20 protein-coding genes and 1 pseudogene are annotated in these 19,556 nt (G+C 31.7%); 11 read left to right on the top strand and 10 right to left on the bottom strand.

The window, feature by feature from the left end; all coding sequences use genetic code 11:
* Positions 1-426 precede the first annotated feature (426 nt).
* Both FWJ34_RS10030 and cbiD read right to left on the bottom strand, forming a co-directional pair.
* Complete coding sequence (locus tag FWJ34_RS10030) at positions 427-2,445, bottom strand: NAD-binding protein (protein WP_308255180.1); 2,019 nt, start codon at positions 2,443-2,445, stop codon at positions 427-429.
* Between the two features lie 223 nt (positions 2,446-2,668).
* On the bottom strand, positions 2,669-3,769 hold the full coding sequence (gene cbiD / locus FWJ34_RS10025) for a cobalt-precorrin-5B (C(1))-methyltransferase CbiD (RefSeq protein WP_308255179.1): 1,101 nt from the start codon (positions 3,767-3,769) through the stop codon (positions 2,669-2,671).
* Between the two features lie 344 nt (positions 3,770-4,113).
* Here cbiD and FWJ34_RS10020 point away from each other — a divergent pair, with 344 nt between their 5' ends.
* Entirely contained in the window at positions 4,114-5,763 is a 1,650-nt protein-coding gene (locus FWJ34_RS10020; RefSeq protein ID WP_308255178.1) for a Gldg family protein, read from the top strand.
* A gap of 98 nt (positions 5,764-5,861) precedes the next feature.
* On the opposite strand, the gene FWJ34_RS10015 is transcribed toward FWJ34_RS10020, so the two are convergent.
* Positions 5,862-6,779, bottom strand: coding sequence for a class I SAM-dependent methyltransferase (locus FWJ34_RS10015; protein WP_308255177.1), 918 nt, complete (start codon positions 6,777-6,779; stop codon positions 5,862-5,864).
* A 103-nt stretch (positions 6,780-6,882) separates the two neighbouring features.
* Here FWJ34_RS10015 and FWJ34_RS10010 point away from each other — a divergent pair, with 103 nt between their 5' ends.
* Complete coding sequence (locus tag FWJ34_RS10010; RefSeq protein ID WP_308255176.1) at positions 6,883-8,346, top strand: RecQ family ATP-dependent DNA helicase; 1,464 nt, start codon at positions 6,883-6,885, stop codon at positions 8,344-8,346.
* Between the two features lie 79 nt (positions 8,347-8,425).
* Here the strand turns inward: FWJ34_RS10010 and rplI are convergent, their stop codons facing one another.
* The 5 genes from rplI to FWJ34_RS09985 all read right to left on the bottom strand — a co-directional run bounded on the left by rplI (position 8,426) and on the right by FWJ34_RS09985 (position 13,058).
* Positions 8,426-8,884 carry a 50S ribosomal protein L9 gene (rplI, locus tag FWJ34_RS10005; protein ID WP_308255175.1) on the bottom strand — a complete coding sequence of 153 codons (459 nt, stop codon included), beginning with the start codon at positions 8,882-8,884 and terminating at the stop codon, positions 8,426-8,428.
* A gap of 253 nt (positions 8,885-9,137) precedes the next feature.
* The gene (gene lpxC / locus FWJ34_RS10000) at positions 9,138-9,953 is read right to left on the bottom strand and encodes a UDP-3-O-acyl-N-acetylglucosamine deacetylase (RefSeq protein WP_308255174.1); all 816 of its coding nucleotides are present in this window, start codon (positions 9,951-9,953) and stop codon (positions 9,138-9,140) included.
* A 301-nt stretch (positions 9,954-10,254) separates the two neighbouring features.
* Positions 10,255-10,458 (bottom strand): hypothetical protein, encoded by a 204-nt coding sequence (locus FWJ34_RS09995; protein ID WP_308255173.1) that lies wholly within the window; start codon positions 10,456-10,458, stop codon positions 10,255-10,257.
* Positions 10,459-10,520: 62 nt separating this feature from the next.
* Positions 10,521-11,996 (bottom strand): glycoside hydrolase family 13 protein, encoded by a 1,476-nt coding sequence (locus FWJ34_RS09990; protein WP_308255172.1) that lies wholly within the window; start codon positions 11,994-11,996, stop codon positions 10,521-10,523.
* A gap of 120 nt (positions 11,997-12,116) precedes the next feature.
* On the bottom strand, positions 12,117-13,058 hold the full coding sequence (locus FWJ34_RS09985; protein ID WP_308255171.1) for an NAD(P)H-dependent glycerol-3-phosphate dehydrogenase: 942 nt from the start codon (positions 13,056-13,058) through the stop codon (positions 12,117-12,119).
* 167 nt (positions 13,059-13,225) lie between these two features.
* On the opposite strand from FWJ34_RS09985, the gene FWJ34_RS09980 reads away from it, so the two are divergent.
* The 9 genes from FWJ34_RS09980 (at position 13,226) to FWJ34_RS09940 (ending at position 18,886) form a co-directional block, all read left to right on the top strand.
* A complete protein-coding gene (locus FWJ34_RS09980; RefSeq protein ID WP_308255170.1) occupies positions 13,226-14,098 on the top strand; it encodes an S-methyl-5'-thioadenosine phosphorylase in 873 nt (290 codons plus the stop codon).
* Between the two features lie 184 nt (positions 14,099-14,282).
* Positions 14,283-14,708 carry a plastocyanin/azurin family copper-binding protein gene (locus FWJ34_RS09975; protein ID WP_308255169.1) on the top strand — a complete coding sequence of 142 codons (426 nt, stop codon included), beginning with the start codon at positions 14,283-14,285 and terminating at the stop codon, positions 14,706-14,708.
* A 71-nt stretch (positions 14,709-14,779) separates the two neighbouring features.
* Entirely contained in the window at positions 14,780-15,634 is an 855-nt protein-coding gene (gene map, locus FWJ34_RS09970) for a type I methionyl aminopeptidase (RefSeq protein ID WP_308255168.1), read from the top strand.
* 6 nt (positions 15,635-15,640) lie between these two features.
* Entirely contained in the window at positions 15,641-16,348 is a 708-nt protein-coding gene (locus FWJ34_RS09965) for a cytochrome b/b6 domain-containing protein (RefSeq protein ID WP_308255167.1), read from the top strand.
* 99 nt (positions 16,349-16,447) lie between these two features.
* On the top strand, positions 16,448-17,140 hold the full coding sequence (pgl, locus tag FWJ34_RS09960) for a 6-phosphogluconolactonase (RefSeq protein ID WP_308255166.1): 693 nt from the start codon (positions 16,448-16,450) through the stop codon (positions 17,138-17,140).
* A gap of 29 nt (positions 17,141-17,169) precedes the next feature.
* The gene (locus FWJ34_RS09955) at positions 17,170-17,769 is read left to right on the top strand and encodes an FHA domain-containing protein (RefSeq protein WP_308255165.1); all 600 of its coding nucleotides are present in this window, start codon (positions 17,170-17,172) and stop codon (positions 17,767-17,769) included.
* Positions 17,770-18,095: 326 nt separating this feature from the next.
* Positions 18,096-18,212 carry a zinc ribbon domain-containing protein gene (locus FWJ34_RS09950; protein ID WP_396231825.1) on the top strand — a complete coding sequence of 39 codons (117 nt, stop codon included), beginning with the start codon at positions 18,096-18,098 and terminating at the stop codon, positions 18,210-18,212.
* Between the two features lie 69 nt (positions 18,213-18,281).
* A complete protein-coding gene (locus FWJ34_RS09945) occupies positions 18,282-18,428 on the top strand; it encodes a hypothetical protein (protein WP_308255164.1) in 147 nt (48 codons plus the stop codon).
* Positions 18,429-18,730: 302 nt separating this feature from the next.
* On the top strand, positions 18,731-18,886 hold the full coding sequence (locus FWJ34_RS09940) for a type II toxin-antitoxin system HicB family antitoxin (RefSeq protein WP_308255163.1): 156 nt from the start codon (positions 18,731-18,733) through the stop codon (positions 18,884-18,886).
* A 42-nt stretch (positions 18,887-18,928) separates the two neighbouring features.
* Here the strand turns inward: FWJ34_RS09940 and FWJ34_RS09935 are convergent, their stop codons facing one another.
* Entirely contained in the window at positions 18,929-19,075 is a 147-nt protein-coding gene (locus tag FWJ34_RS09935; RefSeq protein ID WP_308255162.1) for a DUF4351 domain-containing protein, read from the bottom strand.
* A 74-nt stretch (positions 19,076-19,149) separates the two neighbouring features.
* A pseudogene (locus tag FWJ34_RS09930) lies at positions 19,150-19,556 on the bottom strand (calcium-binding protein); the annotation flags it as partial.

Genomic DNA, 19,556 nt, shown 5'->3' with positions numbered 1-19,556 from the left:
GTGTTATTAGTGTTTTCCCAAGAAGTAATTTCATCAAAAAGTCGATTCATTTGACGATGTAAACTGCTAATATCTGATAAAGGATAAAAACGAACTAAAGACATAATTTTTCCTCCTTATAAATTATTTAAGCAAGAATTATTTAACTTTTATTGTTATTCTGATAATGCCATGAATTTTATAAGCTTAGTAGAGGGAAAACCGAATTAATTGGGTAGGATTACTGGTATAAGTAACAAGACTCTAATTTAAAGTTGTTCCTCAAAATGTAGAACAAGTAACCACAAAATTTAACATTTAGAATTTAAAATGAAGATTTTACCATTGCATCCTTACCTATAGCCCATTGCCTATTACTCATTGCCCATTGCATCGTTGCCGTGACTTGTTACAGAAGTGTAATGGGTATTTATTCCTTTAAGATAATTAAGTAACATGATGTAGTTTACTCGAAACTTGATTTTTTTTCAATGCGTTAATTAACCTTACCCCTTGATGACGATATACATTTACAGGCAAAACTTGGGGTATATTTTCCATTGTTTCCCTTGCCATTTTTAACGAACAACCTGTAATTCTTGCGATCGCATTTGTACCTTCAAAAATACCTATATCTGACTTCACCGAAGTAATTTCTATTTGCCACTGTTTTGGTTTAATTTTTCCTTGTTCAATGCTTTTTAAACTTTCAATAGTAGCCAAAACAATTAAGCGATCGCCGATAGCTAAAAGTATATCATCAGAAGGCATCAAAATTTGGTTATAACTACCATTACCACAATAAAAAAGGGGAATAACTCCGTATCCATAGGCGATGTCAGACAATAATAAATTATGTAAAGTATCATCGGAAGTAATTTGATATTCCGTCACTAAAATAGTTTGTTGCTCAAAACGATATAATTCCAGTATATTTTCTCCAAAAGCCGCCCCAGTAAAAGCTTCCGCTGCCACTTCATAGGCACTAATAACAGAAGCATGGGGTAATAATTGAGTTAAATTATCACTAAAACCATCACCATTAGTACGAATAACAATGTTAAGATGAGGGTTAAAATTTTGTGCCATTAAAGCAACTTCAAGATTGAGAATATCATCATCAGTAACAATAATAATGCTTTTAGCTTTATCTAAATTTGCTAAAGGAAGACTATCTTGTAACTTACCAACAATAAGAGGAAAATTTGACAAATTAGAAATTTCACTATTAGAGTTAAAAGTAATAGCTAAAACAAATTGTTTTAAATTTTGGAGTTGTTCAGCTATTTGTTGTCCTACTCTTCCAAAACCGGCAATAACAATATGATTTTCTGTAGGAATCGCAGGTTTTTTGGTAGTAAATTGAAATTGAGAAGATAATAAAGCCTGTGTTAATAAAGCATATAATACCCCTACAAAAGCTGTACCTGTTAAAGTTAAACCAAGACTAAAAAATTGTAGCCATTCGGGGATATAATCTATAGGTTCAAAACTATCAAATAAATCAGAATATCCTCCTAATAATAAAATAGCAGTTACATAAAAAGATGATAAAATACTAGAATTATCATAATAATGTTTAAATAATAAAGTACCAGTAATTAATAAAATTAACGTTATCAAAGAAGAAAAAATGACTACTCCTTTAACTTGTTGTTGCTGATTTAATGACCAAAAATTTTTAAAATATTTAATACATATCTCTTTAACTTTTTCTATAAAACTAAGTAAATTTCTAAGGAAAGATTGATGAGTCATTCTACCGTTAATATTTTGAGAAGAAAGACGAAAATGATCTTCTGTTTCGACATAAATAATAGTATCTTGGGGTAAAATTTTAGTATAAGGATTCCACTGATTAAAAGTAGATGACACAGATTTTGATGGTTGATAATGACTCAAAATACGACGACTACGACTATTTAATTCAGATAAAGAATCATAATTACACCAAGGATGAGATTGCTTAATTTTAACCTTACTAATTCTAATTTTTTGTTCCTCTAAACTGAAAAAACCTAATATGTCTTCTCCCAACGCTGATAAAGCATAGGCATTAGCTGGTAGTTGTGTCGGTTCGTAAGCAATAAAGTTACCTAATTGTTGACTCAATAAATTATTCAAATTCTTTTGTGCCGATCTCATTACCAGTCTCGTTTTTTGGTTTAATTGTCTAATGGCTATAGAAGTGGCAACATTAACCTTTTCTGATGTAGTGACAATCAAAGCCGCTCGACATTCTTCGATGTTAGTTTGTAATAATATATTTTTATTACTACAATCACCAATAATTAATAAGTCAATAAGAGGTAATAAATCCTTAATTTCGTCATCTGGAGGGGCATTTTTTTCAATAACCACAACTTTCACCCCAAATTTTTTTAGGGCGATAACGCAATTTTTCCCTAAACTTCCCAATCCGCAAACTAAAAAAGAATCTAACACCATTAATAATTCAAAACTCACAGTTAATCATTACCATAACAATTAAAAATTAAGATTAGATTAACATTTAATAAATATTATTTAAAATATAGTAATCCTAAATCATTGGTAAATAATTAAAGATTAAAAAATAAATCTATAAATCTATAAATCTATAAATCTTACTATACCTAAAAGCCGATAGCTAACACCTATAAAAAATTTTACAACTCCCATAGTAGGTATTTATTTAGATAGTAAATTATTAACTATTAATCATCAATTTACTATTATCCCCCATGGCAATTATACTGCGGTTTCTCTCAAATAAAATAGCCCCAATTTTGACAAAATGTTCAGAATGTTTTTTAATATATTCTTGAGCATTATATTCTATTCTATTGGCAATAAATTGATAAATTTGATCAGTAAAATGACTGTTATTCTCTCGATCAAAACTCTTTAAAATTTGTAACGCTGACTCTGTTGTTTCTGCTGTGAATATTTGTTTAATAATATTATTTGGCAACTCAAGATTAGCACTAATTGCTGTTAAAATTTCTAATCTAGCATCAGCTAAATGATGGTGAGTATGAAAAATATTTCCTGCCAATTTAATTAATTTACCGTGATAACCTAACAAAATAACTGAATTAAGTTTAGCTACAGATGCACTAACTAACATCGAACCTAACCAGTTAGCTGTCTTAATTAATTGTTCAGAATTAAAACCTAATTTTACTGCTAAATCTAAGCCATTTTCACCAATACTAAATACTAAATTATCAAAAATTTTCGCCTTTTCAATTAATTCTTGCTGATATAATTCTAATTGTTCTTTACTGGTTAAAGGTTGCGAAATTCCTGTCGTGCCTAATAATGACAAACCGTCTATAACACCAAAGGCAGAATTAGAAGTGCGTTGAGCAAGTTTTTTCCCTTCAGGCAAAATAATTTTTACTTCCACAATAGCAGTAATGTTTAAATTGTCTAATAAATTTTTTTCTAATAATTTTTGAGCATAAGAATAAATGGCAGATTTTCCTTCTAAATTAACAATTTTACCAATGCCTTCTCCTCCTTCAATTATTAACTTAGTTTCAGTATTCGGTGTTAAAGTTACGATCGCCCATATAGGAGTATCACGAGTTAAATCTAAATTATCTCCGGGAGCGGATCTAGTAATAGCTAAGGCTTGATTATAATTTATTTTGGCGATTTGTTCAATATTAATAGTAGCAAATTTAGCTGGTTTAATTAAGTCAATTATTACTTGATTTTGTTGATAATTATTTTGTAAATATTGCAAAGCAGATACGGCTGAAGCGGTAGCAAAAACTGGTAAAGTATAGCCATAGTTGATCATAAAATAACTGTGTGTAATCTAAGACGTGTTTAACTGACATTTTTTATTAATTCTTAACAAGAGGTTTAAATCCCTTGTTTTGACTTTTCTCTTTTCCCTTTTCCCTTCCTTCACCAGACGACTTAAATGCTTTCCTAGCTTATCCATAGAATGAATATTTAAAAGGCGAACATTAGCTAAAATATGGATAAACTTAGATATTTTACTTCTGAGACTATTAGAATAATCATCAACTTTCAAAAATTCATTTTTAATATATGGAAAAACTTAGCTTAATTTTCAAGATGAAAAGGTATAATAACTACTTATTTTTTCTAGGAATTTTTTTTATATCCTTAGCTTTTGTGTTAAGACAGATTAATGATAATAGCAGCATTTTAATTATCATAATTGCTACTGTTGGTATTTTCTTGGTTATTAGCGGTATCAGTATTTTTCTCTATACTAATAAAGGTTTTTTTAGTAAAAGAGGTGTAGAAGTTGGCACGAATGCTATTATCTCTACTTTTGCTTTATTATTAATCTTAAGTTTAGTGAATTTTTTAGCCATAAAATACTCCATAAAATTAGATTTAACTGAAAACAATATTTATACTCTTTCCCCTCAATCTCAACAATTAATGACTAATTTAAGTCAACCTTTGAAGGTATATGTTTTTGACTCCCCTCCTAATGATTTTGATCGCAAATTATTACAAGATTATGGTAGAAAAAATGATCAATTTCAATATCAATTTGTTGATCCTCAAGTTAATATTAACTTAGCACAAAAATTTAATGTGACTCGTCTTGGAGATGTTTATATAGAGTATGATAATAAACAACAATTAGTACAAACTATATCTCCTGATAATCGTCTTTCAGAAATAAAATTAACCAATGCCATCGCTAAAATTCAACAAACAACCCAACGGATAATTTATATTTTACAAGGTCATGGGGAGTCTGCCATGGAAGAAGGACAAGTTAGTTTATCTCAAGCCATCATCAGATTAAAAGATAAAGGTTATATAGTCTATCCTCTAACTCTGGCAACTTCTCCATTAATTCCTCCTGATGCCAATGTCGTGATAATTAGCAACCCGGAGAAAGAATTATTAGAAGGAGAGATAAATATTCTTCAAAAATATGTCGATAATGGTGGTAGTTTATTAGTGATGTATAATGCTGGAAGTAATGTTAATCTGGATAAAATTTTGACAAAATGGGGAGTTAAATTTGATGAAAGATTAGTTGTTGACGCTTCAGGCACAGGAGAAACTTTCGGTTTAGGTCCTTCTATTACTATAATTGTTGATTATGGAGTCCATCCTATCACTCAAAATTTTGGTAATGGTATGAGTTTGTTTCCTTGGGCAAGACCAATCATAACCGAAACTGTGAAAGATGTCACCCTAACGCCCATTTTAATTACTAATAGCCTATCATGGGGGGAAAAAAACCCTGAAGGTGAAAATGTAGAATTAGATTCTAAAGTTGACTTACCCGGACCATTAAATATAGGAGTAGCATTAGCTAAAAAAAATCATCTAAAAGACACTTCTAAGGCTCAAGAAGATAACTTAAACGATAAAAATGATAAAAGTATTAAAAATCAGGAAAACAAAGCATTAAAAGAAGAATCTAGAGAAAAAAATGATAGTGATTTACCCTTACCACCAACCATGAAAACTCCTTCAGAGGAAAAAAATAACAGTCAAATAACATCAAAATCGCTACCGGAGGAAACAAGAATGGTAGTTATCGGTAATGCTAACTTTGCTACAGATGGTTGGTTTCAACAACAATTAAACGGTGACTTATTTGTCAATACGGTGGGATGGTTAGCATCGGAGGAAAATTCAACTTTATCTATTAGCCCAAAAGAGCCAACTAATCGTAGAATTAATCTTAGTACTTTTCAAGCAGGTTTAATTGGTTGGTTAGCTTTATTCATTATTCCGGGATTAGCTTTTTCTGCATCTATGGTTACATGGTGGCAAAGAAGTCGATAACAATGGGGAATTTAGAATTTAGAATTTAGAATTACAGGCAAGATGCCTGTTTTACCACCCCATCACTATTAACTATCAACTATTAACTATTAACTATTTTAATTCCAATTTAAAGATTCTATTTCACCCCAAATATGACCATTTTTAGGAATTTTTAAGGGAAAATAGTTTAATAAATCTTCTACTAAAGCAATGGAAGTTGAATCAGGATAATGAGTAGAAGCTAAACTGATAGATTTGATGCCATTACTTTTTTTTTGCAATAAAATTGTAAATTGCCAATCATAATATTTTATTCTCACATTTCGACAATCAAAACCTGCTAAGATTAAATGATAAACTAAATGTAAAGGGGTGAAAATATTTGGATGTCCAATCATTAAAGGGCATAATGAAGAAGGTACAGTAACTGCTAATATACCATCTTCTTTCAAATCTTGATATATTTTGTCTAAAAAAGTACCTATATTTCTTTGATGTTCTAATACATGACTACACCAAATAGCATCAAATTTTTGAGGGAAAGAAACATCTAAATAATCTCCTACATAATCAGCTTCAAAATCTGCTGACATTTCGATAGTTGTGACATTTTTACCTAAAAAAGAAAATAGTCTTGCACTTGTACCATTACGAGAACCAATATCTAAAACATCATTAAATTCATAGTCTGTAATTAATTTTGCTAATCCTAAATGACTATATAATAATTTTTCTTCAAAAATATTTTCTTTATTTATTACTTTAATAAAAGTATGAGGATAAACATTAAATGGTTTAATTTCTACTTGAAACGTATCATTTTTGGACATAAAGTATCTTGAATCTTTGTCATCGATTTCTGAGCGAAATTTAGTACCTAATTTATCAAGAATATTTTGTTGTTTTTGACGGATATTTTCCAAATCTCTGGCAAGTTTTTCAAGCTCTTTATTACGAGAAACTAAAAAAGAAAGATAGGGAATTTTTACATTTAATAAAAACTTATCTATTTTCTCCTTAAATAATTGTTTCATTATGGTTAAATTTATAGATAAATCATCTATATTAGAGGATATAGCAATTTTAAATCATTTGTGTAAATTGAAACATTATTTTCGGTAAGTAATTGTTGATGACATGGAAAATAAGATACCAAGATTAAAAGATACTCTCAAAAAATATTGGGATTATGAGGATTTTCGACAACCTCAAGAAGAAATTATAAAAGCAATTTTGACAGGAAAAGATTGTCTAATTGTCATGCCAACGGGAGGAGGAAAATCTCTTTGTTTTCAGTTACCAGCGTTATTACAAGAAGGGTTAACTTTAGTTATTTCTCCTTTAGTAGCCTTAATGGAAAATCAAGTACAAGAATTACGAGAGAAAAATTTACCAGCCGGAATTTTACACAGCGAAGTGAATAAAGTTGATCGTAAAAATACCATTTCAGCGTTAGAATCACAACAATTAAGATTGCTTTATTTATCCCCAGAAACCTTATTTTCACCGCCAATCTGGGAAATAATTAGTAATCCTATCATCAAAATTAATGGTTTAATCTTAGACGAAGCTCACTGTTTAGCACAATGGGGAGAGTCTTTTCGCCCGGCTTATCGGCGTTTAGGCACTATTCGCCCATTCTTACTTAATTATAAACCATTAGATACCAAAATTTCTATCACCTGTTTTACAGCTACGGCAGATGTTAACACCCAAAAAATTATTATCGAATCCTTACAACTATCCAATCCTGAAAAATTTTTAATCAGTCCAAATCGTGATAATTTAAAGGTACAAGTAAAAACTATTTGGACACCAAGAGGAAGAAAACAAGAGTTAATTAAATATATTGAGAGAAAAAACTCAGAAAGTGGCTTAATTTATGTACGCACAAGAAAAGATAGCGAAGAATTAGCAAATTTACTCAATAAAGAAGGATATGACAATCAAGCCTATCACGGTGGGTTAAGAAGTGATATTCGCCGAAAAGTGGAATCTGATTGGCTAACGGAGAGAATAAAATTCGTAGTTTGTACTTGTGCTTTTGGTATGGGTATAAATAAAAGTAACTTACGATGGATTTTTCATTACCAAGCACCGTTATTATTATCAGAATATATCCAAGAAATTGGGAGAGGTGGCAGAGACGGAAAACTTACGGAAGTTATAACCTTGATTAGTGAAGCTAGTGGTTGGTTGAATCCAGAAGATAAAAATAGAAGAGAGTATTTTTTAAACCAACAAATCAAACTCTATCAACAAGCCGAAAGATTTTTAAGAGAAATACCAACAGAGGGAAATATTGAAGAATTATCGAAAAAAATTAATAACCCTAACTATCAACTATATTTATCCATTTTAAATAGTAGCCAACAATTGCGATGGATTGATCCTTATAATTATCATTTAACCCCTTCAAAAACTCATCAATCAATAAAATTGCTGATAAATAGACAAAAAAAATTGATTCAACAAACCCATGAATATTTAACCACTAAAATATGTCGTTGGAGTTTTTTATTATCAGCTTTTGGCTTTTCTCCTTCGACAAATTTCCGTTGTGGTAAATGCGATAATTGCCTGAAGTTAATTAGGAATTAAGAATTAGGAATTAAGAATTAGGAATTAACAATTAAAATCTCTCCTAGTCATAAGAGTCATAAGAGTCTCCTTACTTAAATTAAAGTGGTGCAACTTCGATGATAATTTGTGCGCTAACTTCTGCGTGAAGTTTAATATCAGTGGGATATTTGCCAATTTTTTTGATTTCAGGTAAAGTAATAGCTTGACGCTCAATTTCTAAACCAGCATTTTGCTTGATAATATCAACAACTTCTTGAGTGGTGACTGTACCAAAGATAGCATCTTGTTCGCCCACTTGCTTACGAATGACAAAATTATTGATAGTTTGTAAAGCAGTTTTACGAGATTTAGCTTCTTCTAAAATCGCTAATAAACGTAATCTTTCTTTTTCTCTTCTTTGGTCAACTTGACGTAAAATACCTTCAGTTACTAATACTCCAAAACCTTGAGGCACGAGATAGTTACGAGCGTAACCTGGTGCAACATCAACTAAATCGCCTCTTTTACCTAATTTGTTAACATCTTTATTTAACAATAATTGTAGTCTTTTTGCCATTTTTTTTACCTCTATTCAATAGAAAATTTTTTATAGTTAGCATATTTAGTCACAAACCACCATTATACCAGAATAGTTAATAGTTGAATTGATGCGCAAACTTAAAAATTTAAAAACATTTTGTACTTTTCTTTGCGCCTTTGCGTCTTTGCGAGAAACATTCTATTGATAATTGTGGAAATAAACCTGACATAAAAGAATAAATTTATCTGATAGAAGCAGAATTACCTTTTGCCTAAATATGATAAAAAATCTAATGATTAACATCTAAAAATAGTTTGATTTTTTTTGCTAATTCTGTGTGAAGTTGATGACTGGCTTTATAGGCTAAATAATGGGCGAGGGGAATTTTACCTAATAAACTTAAGTCACCAATAAAGTCTAATAGTTTATGTCTGACGGCTTCATTTTCAAATCTCAAAGGCGGATTTAACCAACCATTTTTATCGCAGACTAAGGCGTTTTCTAAACTACCCCCTTTAATTAAACCAGCTTTTTGTAATTGTTCAATTTGATCGGCAAAACCGAAAGTACGAGCAGGTGCGATCGCTGTTACAAAACTTTCTCTTTGAGGATACCAACTATACCATTGATTTTCTAAGACAAGATAAGGATAGTCAACACCATAACTGAATTTGATTTCTGAGGAAGGAAAGGCAACACAAAAAGCATCATCTTTTCTCACCCAAATAGCTTCAGTAATAATGCCAGTTGAAGACTCAAAAGGCTTACGAGAAATATCGTCAAGCTGATTTACCCAATTTTGTGCAGAACCATCTAACAAAGGAACTTCATTGCCGTTAATCTCAATTTGAGCATCATCAATACCACAAGCCACCAAAGACGCTAATAAATGTTCGACAGTCCTGATTTTAGCATCTCCGTTACTCAATTCTGTCGATAAAGTAGTGGTAGCAATGGAGTCAATAGTAGCAGGAATAATTGGTTTATTTGGTAAATCTACTCTCATAAAATAGCGCCCTTTTCCTTTTTCTGCAGGAGAAATTTTCACGGTAGTTTTTTTTCCTGAATGAAGCCCAATACCTGATAATTGAAATGGTGTAAACATTAATGTCAAGTTGTTATTGCCTATGTGATTAATTGATTATAGTATTTTTCAAGTTTAAACTATTTTAGTTAATGGTCAATTATTTAGCTAAAATAAGTTATTATTAGAGTTATCAAATAGATAGTAATAAGAAGCAAAATTTATTAAAAACTTATGAACTTCTTTTAAAGTTAGAAAACTAAGCACTTGACGCATTTAACTTAGTGTTTTTATTAATTCCTAACAAGGGGTTTAAACCCTTTGCCTTGACTCAAACGTTTATCGGTTGCCTCTTCCCTCTTCCCTACCCTAAAGGTTCAACTTAGATGCAAACCAGCTTATAATAAAATTCATCTTGATCATTTGTCAACTCATAGCGATTAAAATTAAGCAAAGATATATCTAAAGGAGGTTTAATTATACTTAATTTTAGATTTTTAGAAGTTGCTAATTTTTGACAAGGAATAAAAGTAAGATGTTTTCTTTTTTGCTTTTTCTTTTGAATTTTTTTAGTTTGTTTTGTCATCACTAATTTTTAGGAGTTATTGTTTTATTTTTTTTAATATTGATTCGTATTAATCTCCCTAATTATGTGATGCTGTTTGCCAAAATTATACCTTGACGACAAGGTAAGGTTAAATATAAATTTGTTATAGAATTTGTTTCTTTTAATTGATAAACTCCTTCACCAAATACTATTCGATAAGGTAAAGAAGATGATATATTTTTAATAACTATACTCGATGATATTATATTACTATTAACGGCGATAATTACTGTCTCTTGATCAAGATTACGACTAAAAGCATAAACCCCATTTTGGGCGGATAACATTTGATAGTCACCTGTGCGTAAAGCAGAATATTGATGGCGTAAGTGAATTAAGTCTTGATGATATTTTAATAAGTCTAAATTCCAATATTGTTGAGAAGGAAAACTTCTACGACAATCAGGATCTAATCCACCTTCTAATCCTACTTCATCACCATAGTAAATGCTAGGGGCTCCTGGAAATGTTAATAATAGTAAAGTTGATAATTTTACTGTATTTATATCTCCTCCAGCGATAGTTAAAAGTCTAGCAGTATCATGACTAGCTAATAAGTTTAATTGAGTTAAAGTAATTTCCCAAGGATATAATTGCAATAATTCTTGGATTTTTACTTGATATTCCTCGGCGGATAAAGGGGGATAAGGTTCGTAGGTTGGTTTGTCAACATATTGTCGTAAAATGCGATCTACTCCGACAAAAGCCATAGTTGATTCCGTGAAAAGATAATTCATTACCCCATCAAATTGAGTGCCATCTAACCATTGACGGGCATCTACCCAAATTTCTCCGACAATATACGCTTCTGGGTTAATAGCTTTAATCCGGCTACGAAATTCCTGCCAAAAACCTTTTGTCTGCACTTCATTAGGCACATCTAAACGCCAACCATCAATACCCTGTTGAATCCAATATTCTCCCACCTGCATAATATATTCTTTTACTTGAGGATTATCATGGTTAAATTGCGGTAAAGCTCGATTATTCACCCAACTTACATAATTGGCAGGTTGAGAACCATCATAAGGGGCAAGAGGCCAATTTTCAATTTTAAACCAATCTAACCAAGGAGAATGAGGACCATTTTCGAGAATATCGTTAAAATAAAAAAAACCTCTGCCTACATGATTAAAAACTCCGTCTAATACTACCTTAATATTGCGATCATGAGCTTGTTTGAGAAATTCTTGAAAAGCAAAGTTACCCCCTAATAAAGGGTCAATTTGATAGTAGTCTTGAGTATGATAACGATGATTGCAGGTTGACTGAAAAATGGGAGTGAAATAAATAGCATTAATACCTAAATCTTGTAAATAATCCAGTTTGTCAATAATGCCCCAGAAGTTACCACCTTTATATTTTTGAGGAGTCGGCATTACTTCCCAAGTCTCTAAATTTGATGATTGCCAATAACCTGGGTAATTAATCTTAGGCTTACTTTGAGCAAAGCGATCAGGAAATATTTGATAGAAAACGGCATCTTTAACCCATTGTGGAGTTTGAAAATTTGTCATATTTATTTAACGATTAACGATTAACGATTAACGATTAACGATTAACCATCCATTACTTATTCTCTATACTTAATAACTAATAATAAACTAATTATCTTAATTTTGAGTAAGGTGAGTTAACTATGAAAATTGAATATAGCAAAATTCTTCTTTTAACTCTCTAGCCATTAAATTTTGTAGGGCTTCTTCAGCACTAATTTTCCCTTTTAATAATAAATAAACTTGGTAAGAAATAGGTACGGGAATGCTTTTTTTTTGGGCAAGTTTGATTAAAACATTAGTGGTATTAATTCCTTCGGCTGTGCCTTCCAAATGAGCTAAAATATCATCTAAATTTTTTCCTTGTGCTAAACCAATTCCTACCTGATAATTACGAGATAATGGGCTATCACAAGTTGCCAATAAGTCACCTAATCCTGATAAGCCGAAGAAAGTTTCTTTGGATGCACCTAAATAAGTGCCAACTCTAATCATCTCAGGTAATGCCCTTGTTAATAAAGCTGCTTTGGCATTTGTACCTAATTTTAAACCATCACATACCCCTGATGCGATCGCCATAACATTTTTTAATGTACCACCTAATTCTGTACCAAGGGGGTCATTATTGATATAGACTCGAAAAAAATCAGAAGCGAAAATATTTTGAATTAACTCCGCCGCCTTATTATCTTTACTAGAAACTACTGTTGCGGCGGGTAAATTATGATTAATTTCTTTGGATAAATTAGGACCACATAATACCACAATCGGATAAGAAGGAAAAGCCTCTTGCCAAATTTGTGAAGGAGTGTGGGTTGTCTCAAAATCTAAACCTTTTGTAGCGGTGACAATAATCGTATTTTCTTTTAATTTTATTTTGCGTAAATTGTCAATAATATCTCTAACTCCTTTTATGGATACTGCACAGATAATAATATCTGTAGATGTCACCATTGATTCTAAAGATTCTGATGATTGACGACACCAAATTCGATAATGATGATTAGAATGATCTAATAAATGAGCTAAAGTCATTCCCCAAGCACCAGCACCAAGTATAGTAATTTGAGGATTTTTGATCATGATTGTTCATTTTAAAATTAACTCAATGCCGTGAGAAGTCTCACCCTAAACTTTCTATCAAAAATCTAACATAAATTAGCTATTTATAAATCACGACTAACAAAAAAAATCGACACCAAAATGTTAGTAAAATAAATTAGAATATTTTTTAGAGTAAAAATAGCACAATGGAAACAATAAAAATTGGTATTATTGGCGGTAGTGGTTTATATAAAATGGAAGCCTTACAAGATGTGCAAGAAATTTCTCTTGATACTCCCTTTGGTAAACCCTCTGATAATTTTATCGTTGGCACTTTAGATAAAACAAAAGTCGTTTTTCTCGCCCGTCATGGCAAAAATCATCACTTTTTACCTACAGAATTACCTTTTAGAGCTAATATTTATGCCCTAAAACAATTAGGGGTCGAATATATCATATCAGCTTCTGCCGTTGGATCACTACAAGAACACATTAAACCCCTAGATTTAGTTATACCTGATCAATTTATCGATCGCACCAAAAATCGTGAATCAACTTTTTTCGGAGAAGGCATTGTAGCACATATCGGTTTCGGACATCCCGTTTGTAACAAACTAGGAGATATTATCGCCCAAGCCGTGAGAAATTTAGATTTTTCGGATATTGACTTACATCATGGTGGTACTTATGTATGTATGGAAGGTCCAGCATTTTCTACCATTGCGGAGTCTAACCTTTATCGTAGTTGGGGTGCGAGTATCATTGGCATGACAAACTTAACAGAAGCCAAACTGGCAAGAGAAGCGGAAATTGCTTACGCTACCCTAGCCTTAGTTACCGATTATGACTGTTGGAATCCTGAACATGAACACGTTACCGTTGAAACTGTGATTCAAAATTTACATCAAAATGCTGTTAATGCCCAAAAAGTGATTAGAGAAACGGTAAAATTAATCAAAGAAAAGCCTTTTATCAGTGATGCCCATTCAGCCTTAAAAACTGCTATTTTAACTCCTTTAGATACAGCACCTGTAAAAACTAAAGAAAAATTAGCACAAATTTTGCAAAAATACCTTTAATAATTAGGAATTAAATTTTTAGATTAAGTAGGGTGGGCAATACCCAAATTTATTCAAAATATTAACCCTATTGATTAAGTAACAATGTCAAATTAACGGTATATTTTTTTAAAGTTCGTAGTGACGACTTTAGCCGTTATAGATAGGTAACTACAAACTGATAAATTAATAAAAATTATAAAAAATGAAACTGAAAAATCTTTTTATTATCCTTCTAATTTGTGTTATTTCTTTTAATTTTCCCTTAAAAGTCGAAGCAAATATAGATTTTGAAACCGTAAATATAAGTTTAGGAAATACCCAAGGAGAATTAAAATTTATCCCTAATCAATTTGATTTTAAAGCAGGACAAAAATATAAATTAATTCTTGATAATCCTAGCCCTGAAAAACATTATTTTACAGCAAAAGACTTTGCTGATGCTAGTTGGACACAAAAAGTACAAGCTGGAAAAGTAGAAATAAAAGGGGCAATTCATGAATTAGAATTAAAGCCCGAAGGGAATGCCGAATGGGTATTTATCCCTGAAAAACAAGGTATTTATCAATTATATTGCTCTATTAAAGGCCATAAAGAAGCTGGAATGACAGGAAAAATTACCATTAATTAAAAATAAGTAATTTGTAGGAATTAATTATTTTTAGTAAAGTAATAAGGAATTTAAAATTAATTATCAAAAATATGAAAAACTTACGAGATTTACTGTTTAATCCAAATAAGAATAAGCGAGAAAACCATCCTAAAACAAAAGGACTACCTCCTCTGAAAAAAAGTCAGAAAGGGATAGAATTAAAAAACGAGGCGGAAATAGAAATAATGCGGATTTCGGGCAAAATAGTTGCTACCGTCTTAAAAGAAATTAGCGAAATAACTAAACCCGGGATGACAACGGCGGATTTAGATGATTATGCCGAAAAAAGAATTAGGGAAATGGGTGCGACTCCTAGCTTTAAAGGTTATCATGGTTTTCCCGCCTCTATTTGTGCCTGTATCAATGATGAAGTTGTACATGGTATTCCTAACCCTAAAAAAGTGATTCAAATGGGAGATATAGTTAAAATCGATACAGGTGCATTTTATCACGGTTTTCATGGCGATTCTTGCATTACGTTTCCTGTTGGGAAGGTAAAAAGAAGCACTGTTAAATTATTGGAAGTCGCTGAAACGGCTATGTATAAAGGTATTGAGCAGGTGAAAGCTGGTAAATACTTAATGGATATTGCTATCGCTATTCAAGATTATGTGGAAATAAATGGCTTCACGGTGGTAGAAAATTTTGTAGGGCATGGTGTCGGAAGGAACTTACACGAAGAGCCTTCAGTATTTAATACTCGCACAAAAGATTTACCTAATGTACAATTAAAAGCAGGAATGACACTAGCAATTGAGCCTATTATTAATGCAGGAAAAAAACACACTCGTACTTTAAAAGATCGTTGGACAGTTGTAACCGCCGACAAACAACTATCAGCACAGTTTGAGCATACGGTTTTAGTCACCAATAATGGCTATGAAATTTTAACCATGAGGAATTAACAATTCATGAATAAGCCATATCAACCGTTGCTATTAAAAATTATCCATAATCTGCAAGGATTTTTCGTTATTTTGGCGATCGCAACAGCTATTTGGACTTATAATACTTATGATGGACGTTGGGGAAAAATTTTTTTACCTGATTGGAAGGAAATTGAGGGTATTCATGGCACTTTTGGTTTATTCTCATTATTAATATTTCCCTTTTTTATTCTTTATGCTTTTCATCGAGGTGGGAAAAAATTAGTTCAAAATGATACTTTAAAACAATTAAAAGTTATTAATAAACCGATATGGTGGTACAGTCTTCATCGCCTTACTAATACTTTTAGTCTTTTTGCCTTAACTTTTGCTTTTTTTAGCGGAAAAATGATGGATGAAAAATGGTTGCCAAAAGGCGAGTTAAATCATTTTTGGTATTTTTTACATCTATATTCATTATTAGTTGTTGTTTTTACTATTGCTTTACATATTCTTATGAATGTCAAAATAGGTGGTTTTTCCCTCATTTTATCTATTCTTAATTACCAATGGCGAGAAAAGGATAATCCTCAATTATGGCTAAACAATATTAAAGATTTACGATTAAATTGGCACACTAAAATTACTGTAATAAAATTATTTATTATTAAAGAGTGGCAAAATTTAGCTTTACATTTTCAAATTTTAGAAAGCACTATTTTATTAATTATTCTCATTGCTTGGCTAAAATAAAAACGACTACCCTATCTATCAATAGTTATGACAAAATAAATTTAAAAGTAAGGCAATAATTGATAATTCCTAATTAACCATCATAAATTAATTAAAACTATGACACAAATTAACAATGTTTCTGATAAAAATGCTTTAATTACCGAAGCGACATCATTGATTATTACTAAAATTAAAGATGCCATCGCCAAAAATAATATTTGTACCATTGCTCTAGCAGGAGGTAATACACCTAAACCTATCTATGAAGCTATTGCCAAGACAGATTTACCTTGGGATAAAATTCATATATTCTGGGGTGATGAGCGTTATGTATTGCCGAATCATCCCGACAGTAACAAAAAAATGCCACGAGAGTCTTGGTTAGATAAGGTAGATTTTCCCGCCACGAATATTCATCCCATGCCAACAACCAGTAACAATCCTCAAGCTGATGCTGATAAACATAATCAACAATTACTTGACTTTTTTGGTATAACTTCCGGTTTTCCTACTTTTGATCTAATTTTACTTGGTATGGGTGATGATGGTCACACTGCTTCTCTTTTTCCTCATACTAAAGCCTTACTGATATGCGATCGCCTAATCACCGTGGGGAATAAAGAAGATAGCTTAAGATTAACTTTTACTGTACCATTGATTAATCAAGCAAATTGCGTTATTTTCTTGGTATCAGGTAGTAATAAACAAGAGGCTTTACAGCAGGTTTTTAGTGAAACAGGAGACAGTAATCAATATCCGAGTAAACTAATTAAACCTCAAGGAGAGTTAATCTGGTTTATAAGTAATTAGCAATTATAAATTATCAATTATTAATTTTTATGATTATTTGTCCTAGTTGTGGTGCTTTTATAGAAAATTATCTTAATAAATGTCCTGAGTGTGATTTTAATTTAGAAGAAAAACCTTTAGATTTTGGTAATGATGAAGGGGTGACAAATATTGTGACAGGGGTTGTTAGTGAATCAGAAATTATTACAGATATTATTACAGATTTGAAAGATATTGATAGTGTTGATGTAGAAGATTTTATGGTTAATCCTTCTTCCGTTGTTACTGACATAGTTAATAGCAACAAAACTCAGATTCAATCCAGAAAAGCCATTCTTACTCATGTGCAAACTAATGTTATCTTAGAAATTCCCCTCGAATTAACAGTAATTCATCTCGGTAAACCTAACGAAAAAAGCCCTCCTGATATTGATGTTTCTGGTTTTCCTAATTCTCAAATAGTTTCCCGTATTCATGCTGATATTATTCAAGACGGCGATAATTTTTATATTGAAGATACTGGTAGTGCTAACGGAACTTATATTAATCATACTCCTTTAGCCACTGGAAATCGTCACCGTTTAAAATCGGGCGATCGCATTGCCCTAGGAAAAGAAGACAAAGTTAGTTTTATTTTTAATTTAACTTAAGTAAGGTTAGTTGTTGGGAATCAGAAGGCTATAAAAATTAACGGTTTTAAGATAATATAAACACAAAAAAATACTCTAAGTTTACCATAAAATATATCTTGTATCTTCTAGTTTCGGCTCATGTTAGACATTAAGCAGTATTTATAGTCAAGTTGGTAATTACATTATGAATGGAGGTACGAAGCAATCCCAAAACCTCGATCACGAAGTGGTGTTGTGCGATCGCATCTGCAACTGATTAAGATAATGGTGTTAGTATTAAAAATAACATAGTTTTGGCAAATTTTATTATCTGATGATAGTTTTAGAGTTTAAATTAAAAGGTAATAATCAGCACTCGAACTCATCAATGTTCTAATTGTGGTATCAAATTGCACAGAGATCATAATTCAGCAATTAAGATACTAGCAAAAGGACTTGGACTAAATACGCGCTTAGCATAGCGAAATCAAAGCTTGGGGAGAGAACAACCTCTGTTTAAGTCGAGCAATCGGTTTAAATAAGTTGACTCGATGAACCAAGAATCCCATCGCATGACGGCATGGGAGTGTCAAAAAACCTCGATCGCCAAAGGTGGCGCTGTGCGATCGAACTCCTTATCATTGCGAGGGATAGAGGAATCTCTAAAACACTACCTGAGTTCGACAGAAAAAAACTGATGTAGGCAAGACAGGGAGGAGGGGGGTGAGAAGAAGATGGGGGAGATAGTTGTCCAAATGACTCAACATCTGAATTAAATTTGATAAATAATTATATAAAATCAAGTTTAATAATGTTTAAGTCTATTCTCTCCTAGTCGAATCGTCCCCTAGTCCTAAGCGTCTGACGTTTACCGATAATTTTATATCGAGATCAGGTAACACTACAATTATTTCAAAACTAGGTATCATAAAAAAAGTTTTTATTGACTATAATTAACTTAAGTTTATAGAGAACAATTAGTTATTAAAATCAAACTAAGATGAAAGTCAAAGCCATAATTCATAAAGCCGAAGAAGAAGGATATTGGGCAGAAGTTCCTATTTTTCATGGATGTTATACACAAGGTGAAACGATGGAAGAAGTTTTAGAAAACCTGAAAGAAGTTATCAGTTTATATGCAGAAGAAAAAAAGTAGCTATATTTCAAGCTACTGTTGAGATTTGTGTAAAGATCAAAATTAGAATTTACTTAGCCATTGTTGTAAATCTTCGATCGAATCCATATCAAATAAATCCTCTGCTAAGGTTTCTATATCCTCAATATTTAAGGCTTTTATTTGCATTTTTAAATTTTCATCAATTGCTCCTAATTTTCTTTTTTCCATGGTTCGTCATAATTAGCGTTTATTTCCGTCATAAAATAGTAATGTAGAGTGGGCAATGCCCACCATTTAGAAGACTATATAACGACAATATCAGCATTAGTCAAAGCTAAACCAGTATTTAAGGTGGCAAATTGTACCGCCGCTGTTGCACCGCTACCATCCACGTCAAAGAATAACCCACCATTACTAGAATTATAGAAGAAACGTTGAGCAGAAGTTGTAGCCGATGAACCAACACTAAATTGATTAGTAGATAATGTACCAGTTACTAAACCACCACCGAAGCCACTGCCTAAAACTCGAATTGTGTCATCTATTACGTTAAAGTCAGTAATGAGATCGACTCCTTCAGAAGCAGAGTTAAAACGGAATGAATCTAAACCAGTGCCACCGGTGAGAGTGTCATTACCGCCACCACCGATGAGGGTATCATTTCCATCACCACCGATGAGGGTATCGTTACCGTCACCTCCACTGAGGC

This window comes from Geminocystis sp. GBBB08 (assembly GCF_016743215.1).
GTDB lineage: Bacteria > Cyanobacteriota > Cyanobacteriia > Cyanobacteriales > Cyanobacteriaceae > Geminocystis.
Note: the sequence above shows the minus strand (reverse complement) of the source record. Positions and strands in the feature narration are given on the sequence as shown.